The following is an 11,675-nucleotide window of genomic DNA, read 5'->3' as shown; positions in this document are numbered from 1 at the left end:
GCCCCCAATGCCCCGATCATCCCAACGAGAACTCCGAGACGGCTTGCCGCGCTTGCAAACTGCGCCGCGAATGGGACCAGGCCAACGAGCAGCGCGCCGCAGCCGATGAGCTCGACGCCAAGCGTCGGAGCAAGCAGGTGCAGGCGAACTGCCCACGCTGCCAAGGCACCAACACCTACGAAGACGATCTCGGCGTCCATCCCTGCCAACCCCACCTGGAGGCCATCAATGCCTGAGCGAGTCCAGCGCCGCCGCGTCGCCGGCCAGCCGGGAATTCCGCCGGGCGCGAAGTACGTTGGCCGACCGAGCCGGTGGGGCAACCCGTGGCGGATCTACCGCGACCACCACATTGTCGGCCCTCGGTGGCACATAGCCCGCAACAGCTGGGCGCACATCCCTGCTGGTGAGTGCATTCACGCCTACGTGTCGTCGAGCCGGATCATCCCGGTATCGGAGGCCGTGGACCTGTACCGGACGCTGCTGCAGGTTCGGCTCCGCGACGAGCCGGATCAGTTCCGGGAGTGGCTCAAGCCGCTACGTGGGCGCGACCTCGCCTGCTGGTGCCCGCTCGATCAACCCTGCCACGCCGACATCCTCCTGGAGATCGCCAATGCCTGATCACGCAGCTGTGAGGTTCTTCCCGTACGAGCCGCCCGGATCGGTCTACCAGGACGTCCTCCTGGCCTTCCAGGATCACCGGCTGGCCGGGTTCGGGATTGGTGCGTTGGTGGAGCCGGATCCGAAAGGCCCGGTGAACCAGATCGTGTCGCTCGTGCAGGGGCGGCGGCGGATCAAGTCGGCTCTGTGGCGTGTGCCGGCCGGCGCCGAGGTGAAGGTGGTGCGGGAGACGGGCGGCTACACGATCACCGACCTGTGCGGGCTTCGCGGCGGGTTCGTCGATCGGATGCTGGTGCCGCCGCGCCGTGCCCGGGGCTGGTACGTCGAGATCGACAGCCACACCGTACTAGGAGCCACCGACAGCGACATCTGGCCCCGACAGTCCACCCCACCCGTTCCGTGGCGGCAGCGGACCACACAGCGGGCCAAAACCGCGCTCAACGCTCGGGCCCGCCAACTCGGTGACGCCATAGCCCACCGATTCGGATACATCCACCAGAGCGAAGCGAGGGACTGGTGAGCCAGCTAGCTGAGCGTTACTACGACCACTGCGAATGCGGCCACATCCGCTGGCAGCACGTAGCCAAAACCTGCCGCGCACTCGACTCGTACAACATCCCATGCTCCTGCAACGGATTCGAGCCGCAGATTCACGAATGCGTCGAAGCCCCACACGACATCGTCAAAGCACTCGGCGAGGTCTACAAACCCGACGGCATCCTGTCCTGGCTGCGGAGCCGGAACCGCAACCTGCAGAACTACACCCCGCTCGAGCTACTCGGCAACGGCTCCGAGGATCGGGTCCGCGCAGAGGTCGAACGACTCGTAGGCGGTGCTTGGTGAGCGAGTTCCCGAGGCTTCGGAACGTCGTCGCCGACGCGATGTTCGAGGCTTACCGGCATGACGCGAATGGCGCTGACGCCCAGGACATCCTGAACGCGCTTTGTGAGGCGTGCACGATCCGCACCGTCGAGGAGCTGGACGCGCTGCCACTCGACTCTGTTGTCGTCGATCGGGCTGGCATACCCCGAACCAAGCGTGGCGGCGACTCGCACATGCCAGCCGGGTGGACCCACGCTGGCCGCTCGCCTCTGAGGTCACATGAACTCGCAGACGGACGCGCCATGCTGCTGATCTGGCACCCAGCTTGGGAGCGGCCATGAGCGAGCAACTTCTACGTGTCGGCATGACCCTCGACGGCTACTGCGGAGGCGTGTTCGAGCTGGGCCCGGATCAGGTTCGGGTGGAGGCGATCGGCGCGGACTGGGTGGTGGTGCGGCAGGTGGGTTGGGACGAGAGGCCTCAGCTGTTCGTGGGGCCGCCGGAGGAGCTGCTTTTGTACGCCCAGGAGCGGCGATGAGTTTCCAGGCCCGCTACACGGGTGCGTGCGCCGCCGAGCGTTGCCGCTATTACCCCGACGACCTGATCCGTGAGGGCGATGACGTCGACTACCTCGATGACGAGCTGATGCACGCGGAGTGTGCGAAAGCCACACGCCGGGGTGAACCACCCATGTGCCCAAACTGTTTCACCCATCACCGAGGGGAGTGCTGACGAATGGCCGATGATGTTGCAGCCCGGGCGAGGGTCGCACTGGAAGGCGTAACCGAGGGGCCGTGGACGGTCGACGAGACTGACCCCGGCGTCTGGTCACCCGACGAGATTGTGTTCGGGAATTACACCGCACGAGACGACTTCGATTCACCCAGTTGGGAAGACGGCAAACCCGCAGACCTTGCGTTCATTGCTGCGGCGCGGTCCCTGGTGCCGGAGCTGGTCGACGAGGTGGAGCGGCTGCGTGCTGGCGACCGGTCGGCGGTGAAGCGTCTCGCCGAGGACGTCGGGTATCCGATCCGTCGCGAGGAGTGGGAGCTCACCGGCCAACCGGACGGGACCATCGGGGGTAAGCCGTTCCCGCCGTACAGGTTTGTGTTCGGCAACCCGCACGAGGCCCGTGGCATGGAGGGCACCGCGGAGGAGCGGGCCCGCTCGTTCATCGAACTGGCCAACGTCGACAGGTGGACTGACGTCAAGCTCCGCCGCCGAGTGGTCATCGAGCAGCCATGGGAAGACCAAGACCCCTTCCCGGGGAAGGGTGCCGAATGAGTGCAACCGCCGATCTGTTGGCGCTACTGAAACGGCATTACATCAAGCCCGGCGCCGACCTACCGGGCGGCGTGTTCTTGCCCGAGGTGGGCTGGAACGGATGCGCCGGTGGCGGCTGCGATGCGATCTATGTGGGTTTCACGTCATCGTCGGGACGCATGCTGGTTGGCCATGAGCTGAAAGTGAGCCGCTCTGAATGGCTTTCAGAGTTGAACAAGCCGGGGAAGGCGGATAGGTGGGCTGACCAATGCCACGAGTGGTGGCTGGTGGTGAGCGACCCGGCGATCGTCCATGACGGTGAGTTGCCGCCTGGGTGGGGTCTGCTGGTGCCGGGCCCGTCGAAGACCCGCATGCGCGCCCTGGTGAAGGCGACCCGTAAGCCGCAGGATCACACACCGTCTTGGGATGCGGTCCGCTCGGTGATGGCACGTTGGGACACCCTGCGGGCGAAGGCGATCGAGGACGCCAAGAACGAGGCGTACCGGGCTGCCACAGCCCAGGTCGACGAGCGCGTCCAATCCCGGATCAAGATGGAGCTTGCCCAGGCCGAAAGCGACGGCCGAATCCTCGGCACCACCCGCGAGCGCCTTCGCGCACTGGAGAAAGCGCTCGGCCACAACATCAACTGGGACGAGAAGCAGGTGGGCTGGCTCAACCACGCAACCCTCGCGGAGATCGCACAGATCCGTGAGGCCTTGGACTTGGGGCTGGGCGTGAAGGCTGCTGCCCGGTGCGGCGTACAGCGGCCCGCGTCGCGATGAGGAGTATCGAGCGCTGGTCGACGCGGGACTCGTTGAGAACCGCGACTAACCGCACGCCTGATTATCGGCAAACCCAGCAAATCAGAGAGGAGCGGACGTTGAGTGGCGATGAACTATTGACCGACGCAGACCTATTCACCGGCGATCCGCTGCGGCCTGACCTTGACCGGGTGTGCCCGCCGACCGTCGTGGCGACGCTGACCCGCAGCCAGCGCGAGGAGCGTGTCGAGCGACTGATTGAGCAAGCCCACCAGATCATCAACACGGCGTGGGATCTCGCCGAAGGGCGTATGCGCGCCGCCTGGTGCGTGCTCTACAGCGGCGGAAACGACTCCACCGTCCTGACGCACCTGGTGCGCGACCGCGTCGACTGTGCAGTCCACGCCAACACCACCATCGGCATCGAGGAAACCCGCCAGTTCGTGCGCAACACCTGCGCAGCGTGGGGGCTGGATCTGATCGAGCGCACCGCACCGACGACGTACCGGGATCTCGTGTTGGAGCGCGGATTCCCCGGACCGGCGATGCACTTCAAGATGTACCAACGCCTCAAGGAACGTGCTCTTGATCAGGTGCGCTCAGACCTCATCCTCGACAGCCGCCGCCAGCGCGTTCTCTTCATCGCCGGTCGTCGCCGCTCCGAATCCAAGCGACGGGCAACGATCCCTCTCTACGAGAAGGACGGATCGGCGATCTGGGCGTCACCGCTGGCCATGTGGACAAAGCTCGACATGAACACCTACCGGCTGATGGCGGGCGATGTACCCATCAACCCGGTGTCCGAGAAGCTGCACATGTCCGGCGAGTGCCTGTGCGGATCGTTCGCCAAGCCGGGTGAGCTGGAAGAGATCCGCTTCTGGTACCCCGAGACCGCCGAAGCAATCGACCAGCTCCAAGCCGAGGTGGTGGCAGCCGGCCATGGCGAACCGTTCTGTCGCTGGGGCCACGGTCAAGGCGCGCCGCCAGCGCGAGCCACTGGGCGTCTCTGCACCTCGTGTGACGATGCCCAGTTCGACCTGTTCAACCAGGCCGCAGAAGATGGGCTGTCGGCATGACAATGCGGCATGAAATTCACACCTCAGCCCACGACCACCGATGCCGCCCTGGCGATCTTCGACGCCTTCGTGCGGGAATGGCTCCCACCAGGCTTGCAGGACATGATGTTCGGCCACGAGCACAATGCAGCCGAGGTGGTGCGCAATGCCATCCGGGGCACGGTCCTACAACACGCACTGGCGTTGGAGGACGGCCCGTTCGGATACGCCGTCTTCTCGGGTCGACCATGCCCGATCAAGGAACGCAAGAGCGGCTGGACCTACGAACCAGTGAGCCCCGTGTTCGACGTGCAGCCGATCAACGCCCTCAAGTACGTGCTGCGCCGCCAGAAGGCCAACGACGAGACCGATGTCATCTACTTCATCGGCGAGATCACCCGACTGAAACACGAGGAAAGGCGCTGACGCGATGATCCGACGCCACCTCAGGGCGATGAGAACGGCGCTGAAGTTCTACCGGATGAGCCTCTCAGCCCAACAGCGGCGGGCCGAGTGGCGATGCAAGTACGGCGATGCACACATCGTCCTACACGACGAGCAAACTTCGGACCCGACATAAGACCCCGTTATCGGCACGAATCTAGGATGGAGACAGCGTGTTTGAGCGTTCGACGAGTGACGCCCGGCCGGACAGTGAAGCCCCGGAGCCTCACCGCTGTTTGGCGGGCCGGCATTGCCGCCGCCCGGAGATTCAGGAGGTCGACGGGGAAACGGTGGAGCTGCCCGCCCTGACGGAGAAGCCGGAGTCGATCTGCGAGGCCTGCCGCAAGCATGTCCAGGCGGTGGTGGATGATTCGCCGGCGGTGTGGGATTCCCTGCACGGCGCGTTGGGTGACCGCAGTATGCGGGCGGGGCAGGAGCGCGTTGCGGGGACGAAGAATCCGCCGATCCCGATCGATGTCGAGGTCGACGCTGTGAAGGATGCGCTCGCGGACTGGTTGGTCGCCGCGGCGGCCCGCGTCGCCGAACTGTTGAACGTCGATGACCCGCAGCCGAAGTCCCGCATCGACCGCGAACAACGCCGCATCGTCGGCGCCTGCACGAAACTGGTCTCCCCACACGTCGATGCGCTCCTGGCCGCCCCGGCGGAGTCGGTGACGGTGTGGCGGAAAACGGGGGAGTCTCGGACGTTCGTCGACAAGACTGGCATCGACATCTGCCTGGAAATCGTCCGCTGCCACCGCGTCGCCCACGCCATCCTCGGCGACCAGCACATCCACCAGTCTGTTCAGCTCCCGTGCCCGAACTGCCACGCCCGCCGCTGCTCCCGCACCGTCACCACCCGCAAAAACGGCGACGTTGACGACCTGATCGCCTGCGCCGAATGCAAAAGCTCCTGGACGTACGAGATCTACCAGTTCCGTTGCCGCCGCGACGCCGAAGACATGGAGGACGCCAAATTGGAAGCCCAGGAACGCCAGAGCTTCACCGAACTGATCGAGCAAGAACGCACCGCGCGGGAATTGGCCGAGTATCTCCTCGCGGAGCTGCGATGGAAATTCAGCCTCGCCCTGGACTGCCCCAACATTTCGGCCGCCGAATTCGCCACCGCAGTCATCGACGTCAAGGCGGCTTCGTGAGTTGGGAGGAGAAGCTTCAACGCCTCGTCGCGCTGCTGTGGGAAGCCCTACCCGAGGCATCCCGGTCGCAGCTGCTCCCCGCGATCCATCAGCTCGGCGCGGCCTGGGCGCTGCCCGATTCGGAAGCGCAACCGATCTGGATGACCACGGTGGAGGTGGCGTTGGAGTTCAAGCTGTCCCCGGCGTCGATCCGGTCGAACTGGCCCCGCCAGTACGGCATCCGACCCACCAATGATCGGTGGCTGCGCGAGGATGTCGAGCTGGTCAGGCTGAAACGTCGACTTAAGGGACACGTCGCGTGATCGCATTTAACACTCGGAAATTTGTAGTACCATTCAATCCGACGTAGTACCGCCATGCCTGCAGGCTGGCGGTTTTTTTGTGCCCCGAATCGGGTGCGGTCCGCCTCTTTGAGGAAGTCCGACGAGAGAAGTCCCCTGATGGCTGCGAACCCCTCCAACCTTCTGTGATCCCGCGCCGGCTGGTCCGCGTTGTCCCCGAGCACACCACCGCGCAGGTGGAGACCTGGTGGGCGGGCGCGACCGCGCTGCACCCCGGTTGGGAGCACGTCACGCGACGCCAGCCGCACGACCCCGACCTGTTTCCCCGCACCGCGCCGTACTGGCCGGATTGCGAAACCGGTGCGCAGCTCGCTGATCTGGTTCGGGCGGAAGAGTTGTGGCATTGGGGCGGGGTGTACATCGACTCCGACGTCGAGGTGTTCAAGCCGTTCGACAACCTCGTCGGCTTGCCCGCCTTCGCCGGTTGGGAAGACGGAAAACGGGTCTGCAACGCCGTGCTGGGATTCCCACCGCACCACCCCGTGCTGCGCGACTTCCTCGACCTCGCTATCGAACGCCGACACCACGGCACCGAAGCCGCCGGGGTGGCGACCTTCACCGAAATCGTGACCGGCCGCGACGATGTCGTCCTGCTCCCGCCGGACGCCTTCTACCCGGCCCACTGGTCCGAGGAAGCCCACCCATCGAAGGTGAAGCCCTGGTCCTGGACGCTGCACTACTGGGCGAAGTCGTGGCACGCGTAGCGATCGGTGTCCCGCGCTGGCCGGACGGCGGACACCGCGATCAGGCGTGGATGTTCGTCCGCGACTGGATGTCCCGCCACTACCCGCAGTGGCCGCGGTTCGAAGGCCACGACCCCGGCCCCGGCGAGGCTCGCGCCCAGGCCGCCGAGGCGGCCGGCCAGTGGGATGCGATCGTCTTCAACGACGCCGACACCCTGGCCCACCCCGACGCGATCGAAGCCGCTGTCACGCAATGCATCGCAGAGGACCGCATGGTCATCTGCGCCGACTCGCACATGTACCTGTCGAAGGCATCCAGCGACCGGATCCTCTCCGGGGGTGCATGGTTCTGCCGCCCCCGAGACTTCGGCGACAACGGCATCTACGCCCGCCCCTGTTCCGGGGTGTTCGCCGTCCCGCGCAGCCTCTACGACCGCATCGGCGGATATCCGGCCCTCGGACCGTGGGGGCAGGAAGATCAGGTGTGGTTCGAGTTGTGCCGCATCTTCGACGGCCCGGTCACCTGGACCGCCGAGCACATCACTCTGCATCTGTGGCATCCACCGGCTGACCGTGACCCCAACCGGCGCGAGGCACGCCGCAACTACCGCCTCTGGCAGCAGCTGGCCCGCCTCCGCGGGCCCAGCGCGCAGCGCCAAGCCAGAGAGCTGATGGCCGAAGTGGGGCACCGCATCCCGTGATCCCCGTCCTGGTGCCGTACCGCCCCGACCACGGCCACCGCGACGAACTGTGGGCCTTCGTACAGCGTGCGTTCTGGAACCGCCTGCCCTACACGGTGGTTGAAGGCGCACACGACGACGGCCCGTTCAACCGGTCCGCCGCGGTGAACCGCGCAGCCAACGACGCCGGCGACTGGGATGTTGCGATCATCGCCGACGCCGACACATGGGTTGCCCCGACCAACCTCGCCAAGGCTGTCGACCAGGCCGCTGCTGGTCTCGTGTCGGCGCTCACCAGCGTCGTCGAGCTCGGCGAGGCGTGCACCCGCACCATCCTCGCCGGCAACATCATCGACCCGACAACGTTCGGGATTGACCGAATCCGCACCGACGACATCGCCACCCAATCGTCGATGCTCGTCGTCAGCCGCGAACTGTGGGACCACGTCGGCGGATTCGACGAGAAGTTCGTCGGGTGGGGCGGCGAGGACAACGCCTTCTGGAAGGCAGCCACCATCCTCGGCGGCCCGCCGCGCCGCGTCGACGGCTGCGCTTTCCACCTATGGCACGAACCCGCATCGGATCAAGCCACCAGGATGCGTGACCCCGGCTATGTGCGGAACCTCAACCGCTGGTTGAAATATCAGCGGGCACGCAACGCCAGCCAACTCCGGGCCGCCCAACATGCCTAGATCACATCCGGAAGGCCGCGACTGGGCCGTCGACCGCATCGCCGCCACCACGACACCCGTCGTGGTGGATATCGGCTGCGGTGAAGGCACCTACAGTGACCTCGCCCGCGGGTGGCGGGCCGACGCGCACTGGATCGGCGTGGAAATCCACGCCCCCTACGTCGACCGGTTCGAACTGACCCGCAAGTACGACGAAGTCGTCATCGCCGACGCCCGCACTTACAGCTTCCCCCGCGAGCCCTTCACACTGCTCGCCGGTGATGTGATCGAACACCTCACCCGCCCAGACGCTCTCGCGTTCCTGGCGCGGGCCCGCGCCGCGGCCGCCGAGATCATGGTGTCTGTCCCGATCATCGACTACCCGCAGCACGGGCACGACGGCAACGAACACGAAGCCCACCTTGACCAGTGGACGTTCGACGAGATGGCCGACCAGCTCCCCGGCTGCGATACGTGGCGGGGGGACGTGGTCGGCCGGTATTGGTGGACAGCTTCCCCGACGTCAGATCGGACAGACCCCCGATGAATTACGCGCCGATGGCCCAAGACAACTGCAGCTGCCCTGACGGAGCTGCAGTATTCGGCGGCCCGCATTTCCACGCCGGCCACGTCGACTCCACCCCGGAGCGCTGGTTCCCGACGAACCGCGCGGCCCGCCGCCGAGCCAAGCGGGCCACACGATGAGCTGGCTGTCCGGTGTCGCCGAAGTGGTGTCGGTGAGCGGCAAGCATGTGAACGTCAAGTGCCCGCACTGCGCCAAGACTCACCAGCACGGTCGCGGGATGCTCGGTTCCAAAGCGATTCTGGCCGGCTGCCATGCTGGCTGGTCCCGCTGCCGTGAGTACCGCATCATCGACCTCGGCCACGCCCGCAAGTGAGCGTCGCAGTCGGGGTTGTCGCGCACACCGCCCGCCTGACGCAGGCTTTGGCGCTGTTGCTGTCAGTTGGCCCCGACTGGGTGTCTGTGGATGATGGCGAGCTCGGCTGCACAGGGAATCACCTGACGGTGTGGGCTGCTCTGCTCGAGCGGCGCGCTGACTGGCTGGTGGTCGTCGAGGATGACGCGGTCCCGTGCGACGACTTCCGGGAGCAGCTCGAGCACGCTCTCGCTGTCGCACCCACCGACATCGTCGGCTTGTATCTGGGGCGGACGTATCCAGTGGCCGGCCAGATGGATATCGCCCATGTGCGCAACGATCCGGCGCATTGGGCGTTGTCGACGCAGCTGCGTCACGCGGTGGGCACCGCGATGCGGGCGGAGCTCGTCGACGACATGCTCCACTCGACCGACCGCGGGTTGCCGATCGACGAGGCGATCACGCAGTGGGCGAAGGCCCGCGGCCACCTCGTCGGCTATACGCGGCCGTCGCTGTTGAACCACGCCGACACCGCCCCACTGATCACGGCCCGCGCTGACGGCGCGCCCCGCGACAGCGGCCCCCGCACAGCGTGGGCGCACGGCGGCCGACCCGCATGGAACAGCACCACCGTCGCTCTTGGTCAACTGCCGGGCCGCGCGCCGGCCCGCCACTTCTCCCGGCGGATGGCGTGAGCGACCTCGAGCAGCTCCGCACCGAAGCGTATGAGGCGCTGGAGGTGGCGATCACGAAGATGACCGCCATGCTGAACGCGAAAGCCCTCGAACATGGCGAGGTCCCGGACCTGGTGGCTGTCGACGCTGTCCTGCTGATCGGCACTCAGTGGATCGACGAAGACGGCGACCGCTGCGGCGGGACGAACATCTTCCCGCGCCACGGCTGGCAGCCCGGCTACATCACGGCCGGGCTCCTCACGACAGCGCACGCCAGGGTTGCCGAGTAGATGCCCCGGGCGCCGAAGTACTGCGCGGGCGACCCGGACTGCCGAGAGCTCGTCCCGGCCGGTGTCCGGGCCTGCCCAAGCCACAACTCCCGCTGGCCCACCGACGGCCGCACCCAACGCACCACAACCCCCGAGCACGAAGCGTGGCGCCAACTGGTGCTGATCAACGCCGGGCATCGCTGCCAGATCCGCTACGCCGGGATCTGCACGGGCGACGCCGGCCCGGGCCGCGGCCAAGCCGACCACATCCGTGCGGTCGCTGAGGGCGGCCTGGAGTTCGACCCATCGAACGGCCAAGCTGCCTGCCCCGAATGCCATCAGGTCAAGTCATCCGACGAAGGCCACCGAGCACAAGGCCACCACGTGCCCGACAGGGAGAGGCTGCCGTGACCTACCGCAACGGCGGCCTCGTCGCCCCGCCCGACGGTGATGCTTCAGCGCTCCACCGGATCCTGGCCAACGCCAACTGCCCGTGCGGGATACTCACCGCCGCCCAAGCGCGCGAACTGGGTCTCGGCCGAGACCTGCTCACAGCACTCAACCGAAAGGCTGCACCGATGGACTTCGGCGAAGCGATCCGACAGCTCAAGGCTGGCGAGAAGGTCTGCCGCGCAGGGTGGAACGGCAAGGGAATGTACATCGAGCTTCAACGCCCTGACCTGGGCTCGAAGATGAACGTGCCGTACATCTACCTGGTGACGCCGCACGGGCCGTCCGACAAGCCGCTCACGCTGGTGCCGTGGCTGGCCAGCCAGACCGACATGCTGGCCGAAGACTGGGGCATCGCATGACCTACCACGACCCGAAGAGCAGCGCGGACATCGAGAACCGCTTCAGCTTCCACCCGGCGAGCACATCCGATGTCGCCGCGCAGCACGAGAAGGTCCGGGCATCCTGCAAAGCGCTCGGCCACCAACTCGACGCCGACCTTCCACCTGGCCGCGAGAAGGCACTGGCGCTCACCAAGCTCGAAGAGGCCATGTTCTGGGCCAACGCCGCCATCGCCCGCCCTGGAGCAGGTAACGGCGTGCGCGTCGGCACCGCCGTCGAGAACCGCCACGGCGACATCAACGCCCCCGGCAAGCTGGCCGAACACCACCCCACCGACTGACCCGACGACCCGCACCGCCGCAACGCTCTGACCTGCGGAAACGCGCCAGCCAGGGGGTGGGGGGACCCCGTAGGGGGGTGTCCACGACGCTACGGCCGAAGCTGCAGATTGTGCTCTGTACGGTTCCCCACGTTTTGGGGGCCGGGGGCCCGGCTGGCGGTCTCGCGCGGCGTTTTACCCATCTGACCTGGCCCGATACGGGCGTTCAGGCCGGTTCCGCTCCGATA

Annotated in this window: 23 protein-coding genes; all 23 read left to right on the top strand. The window is 66.5% G+C overall.

The window, feature by feature from the left end; translation table 11 throughout:
- Positions 1–236, top strand: a 236-nt coding sequence (locus CG716_RS30150) for a hypothetical protein (protein ID WP_207760622.1), incomplete at its 5' end; no start/stop codon positions are given.
- Positions 229–618 carry a DUF4326 domain-containing protein gene (locus tag CG716_RS10015; RefSeq protein ID WP_094478948.1) on the top strand — a complete coding sequence of 130 codons (390 nt, stop codon included), beginning with the start codon at positions 229–231 and terminating at the stop codon, positions 616–618. The genes CG716_RS30150 and CG716_RS10015, both read left to right, overlap by 8 nt.
- Entirely contained in the window at positions 611–1,138 is a 528-nt protein-coding gene (locus CG716_RS10010; protein WP_094478946.1) for a hypothetical protein, read from the top strand. Before CG716_RS10015 ends, CG716_RS10010 begins: the two co-directional genes overlap by 8 nt.
- Complete coding sequence (locus tag CG716_RS10005; RefSeq protein WP_094478944.1) at positions 1,135–1,461, top strand: hypothetical protein; 327 nt, start codon at positions 1,135–1,137, stop codon at positions 1,459–1,461. Before CG716_RS10010 ends, CG716_RS10005 begins: the two co-directional genes overlap by 4 nt.
- Positions 1,458–1,781 carry a hypothetical protein gene (locus CG716_RS10000; RefSeq protein ID WP_094478942.1) on the top strand — a complete coding sequence of 108 codons (324 nt, stop codon included), beginning with the start codon at positions 1,458–1,460 and terminating at the stop codon, positions 1,779–1,781. Before CG716_RS10005 ends, CG716_RS10000 begins: the two co-directional genes overlap by 4 nt.
- Positions 1,778–1,978, top strand: a complete 201-nt coding sequence (locus CG716_RS09995) for a hypothetical protein (protein WP_094478940.1) — start codon at positions 1,778–1,780, stop codon at positions 1,976–1,978. The genes CG716_RS10000 and CG716_RS09995 overlap by 4 nt, the downstream gene beginning before the upstream one ends.
- Positions 1,975–2,172 carry a hypothetical protein gene (locus CG716_RS09990; protein WP_094478938.1) on the top strand — a complete coding sequence of 66 codons (198 nt, stop codon included), beginning with the start codon at positions 1,975–1,977 and terminating at the stop codon, positions 2,170–2,172. Before CG716_RS09995 ends, CG716_RS09990 begins: the two co-directional genes overlap by 4 nt.
- A 3-nt stretch (positions 2,173–2,175) precedes the next feature.
- Positions 2,176–2,724 (top strand): hypothetical protein, encoded by a 549-nt coding sequence (locus CG716_RS30500; RefSeq protein ID WP_207760621.1) that lies wholly within the window; start codon positions 2,176–2,178, stop codon positions 2,722–2,724.
- Complete coding sequence (locus tag CG716_RS09980) at positions 2,721–3,485, top strand: hypothetical protein (protein ID WP_234817784.1); 765 nt, start codon at positions 2,721–2,723, stop codon at positions 3,483–3,485. Before CG716_RS30500 ends, CG716_RS09980 begins: the two co-directional genes overlap by 4 nt.
- 98 nt (positions 3,486–3,583) lie before the next feature.
- Positions 3,584–4,540 (top strand): phosphoadenosine phosphosulfate reductase family protein, encoded by a 957-nt coding sequence (locus CG716_RS09975; RefSeq protein ID WP_207760620.1) that lies wholly within the window; start codon positions 3,584–3,586, stop codon positions 4,538–4,540.
- 9 nt (positions 4,541–4,549) lie between these two features.
- A complete protein-coding gene (locus CG716_RS09970) occupies positions 4,550–4,945 on the top strand; it encodes a hypothetical protein (RefSeq protein ID WP_094478935.1) in 396 nt (131 codons plus the stop codon).
- 191 nt (positions 4,946–5,136) lie between these two features.
- Positions 5,137–6,120 carry a hypothetical protein gene (locus tag CG716_RS09965; protein WP_133066910.1) on the top strand — a complete coding sequence of 328 codons (984 nt, stop codon included), beginning with the start codon at positions 5,137–5,139 and terminating at the stop codon, positions 6,118–6,120.
- Positions 6,117–6,422 (top strand): hypothetical protein, encoded by a 306-nt coding sequence (locus tag CG716_RS09960; protein ID WP_094478931.1) that lies wholly within the window; start codon positions 6,117–6,119, stop codon positions 6,420–6,422. The genes CG716_RS09965 and CG716_RS09960 overlap by 4 nt, the downstream gene beginning before the upstream one ends.
- Before the next feature lie 164 nt (positions 6,423–6,586).
- On the top strand, positions 6,587–7,165 hold the full coding sequence (locus tag CG716_RS09955) for a glycosyltransferase (RefSeq protein ID WP_165774089.1): 579 nt from the start codon (positions 6,587–6,589) through the stop codon (positions 7,163–7,165).
- The gene (locus tag CG716_RS09950) at positions 7,153–7,845 is read left to right on the top strand and encodes a glycosyltransferase family A protein (RefSeq protein WP_094478927.1); all 693 of its coding nucleotides are present in this window, start codon (positions 7,153–7,155) and stop codon (positions 7,843–7,845) included. Before CG716_RS09955 ends, CG716_RS09950 begins: the two co-directional genes overlap by 13 nt.
- Entirely contained in the window at positions 7,842–8,516 is a 675-nt protein-coding gene (locus CG716_RS09945) for a galactosyltransferase-related protein (protein WP_094478925.1), read from the top strand. Before CG716_RS09950 ends, CG716_RS09945 begins: the two co-directional genes overlap by 4 nt.
- Positions 8,509–9,042: a class I SAM-dependent methyltransferase gene (locus CG716_RS09940; RefSeq protein ID WP_094478923.1), complete on the top strand. Its 534-nt coding sequence runs from the start codon at positions 8,509–8,511 to the stop codon at positions 9,040–9,042. The genes CG716_RS09945 and CG716_RS09940 overlap by 8 nt, the downstream gene beginning before the upstream one ends.
- 154 nt (positions 9,043–9,196) lie before the next feature.
- Positions 9,197–9,394, top strand: coding sequence for a hypothetical protein (locus CG716_RS09935; protein ID WP_094478921.1), 198 nt, complete (start codon positions 9,197–9,199; stop codon positions 9,392–9,394).
- Positions 9,391–10,068 (top strand): glycosyltransferase family 25 protein, encoded by a 678-nt coding sequence (locus tag CG716_RS09930; protein ID WP_110883941.1) that lies wholly within the window; start codon positions 9,391–9,393, stop codon positions 10,066–10,068. Before CG716_RS09935 ends, CG716_RS09930 begins: the two co-directional genes overlap by 4 nt.
- Positions 10,065–10,337 (top strand): DUF7213 family protein, encoded by a 273-nt coding sequence (locus CG716_RS09925; protein WP_094478919.1) that lies wholly within the window; start codon positions 10,065–10,067, stop codon positions 10,335–10,337. The genes CG716_RS09930 and CG716_RS09925 overlap by 4 nt, the downstream gene beginning before the upstream one ends.
- Positions 10,338–10,727 (top strand): HNH endonuclease, encoded by a 390-nt coding sequence (locus CG716_RS09920; RefSeq protein ID WP_094478917.1) that lies wholly within the window; start codon positions 10,338–10,340, stop codon positions 10,725–10,727.
- On the top strand, positions 10,724–11,128 hold the full coding sequence (locus CG716_RS30495) for a DUF2829 domain-containing protein (RefSeq protein WP_207760619.1): 405 nt from the start codon (positions 10,724–10,726) through the stop codon (positions 11,126–11,128). Before CG716_RS09920 ends, CG716_RS30495 begins: the two co-directional genes overlap by 4 nt.
- On the top strand, positions 11,125–11,448 hold the full coding sequence (locus tag CG716_RS09910) for an Acb2/Tad1 domain-containing protein (RefSeq protein ID WP_207760618.1): 324 nt from the start codon (positions 11,125–11,127) through the stop codon (positions 11,446–11,448). The genes CG716_RS30495 and CG716_RS09910 overlap by 4 nt, the downstream gene beginning before the upstream one ends.
- Positions 11,449–11,675: the final 227 nt, after the last annotated feature.

It is taken from the genome of Mycolicibacterium sphagni (genome assembly GCF_002250655.1).
Taxonomy (GTDB): Bacteria; Actinomycetota; Actinomycetes; order Mycobacteriales; family Mycobacteriaceae; genus Mycobacterium; species Mycobacterium sphagni.
The sequence above is the reverse complement of the archived record's forward strand: the minus strand, read 5'-3'. Positions and strand labels throughout refer to the sequence as shown.

Coding starts and splice junctions, on each gene's coding strand:
- CG716_RS30500 (WP_207760621.1), top strand. CDS start 2,176: ATGGCCGATGATGTTGCAGCCCGGGCGAGGGTCGCACTGGAAGGCGTA.
- CG716_RS10015 (WP_094478948.1), top strand. CDS start 229: ATGCCTGAGCGAGTCCAGCGCCGCCGCGTCGCCGGCCAGCCGGGAATT.
- CG716_RS09980 (WP_234817784.1), top strand. CDS start 2,721: ATGAGTGCAACCGCCGATCTGTTGGCGCTACTGAAACGGCATTACATC.
- CG716_RS09990 (WP_094478938.1), top strand. CDS start 1,975: ATGAGTTTCCAGGCCCGCTACACGGGTGCGTGCGCCGCCGAGCGTTGC.
- CG716_RS09940 (WP_094478923.1), top strand. CDS start 8,509: ATGCCTAGATCACATCCGGAAGGCCGCGACTGGGCCGTCGACCGCATC.
- CG716_RS09995 (WP_094478940.1), top strand. CDS start 1,778: ATGAGCGAGCAACTTCTACGTGTCGGCATGACCCTCGACGGCTACTGC.
- CG716_RS10010 (WP_094478946.1), top strand. CDS start 611: ATGCCTGATCACGCAGCTGTGAGGTTCTTCCCGTACGAGCCGCCCGGA.
- CG716_RS09970 (WP_094478935.1), top strand. CDS start 4,550: ATGAAATTCACACCTCAGCCCACGACCACCGATGCCGCCCTGGCGATC.
- CG716_RS09910 (WP_207760618.1), top strand. CDS start 11,125: ATGACCTACCACGACCCGAAGAGCAGCGCGGACATCGAGAACCGCTTC.
- CG716_RS09920 (WP_094478917.1), top strand. CDS start 10,338: ATGCCCCGGGCGCCGAAGTACTGCGCGGGCGACCCGGACTGCCGAGAG.
- CG716_RS09935 (WP_094478921.1), top strand. CDS start 9,197: ATGAGCTGGCTGTCCGGTGTCGCCGAAGTGGTGTCGGTGAGCGGCAAG.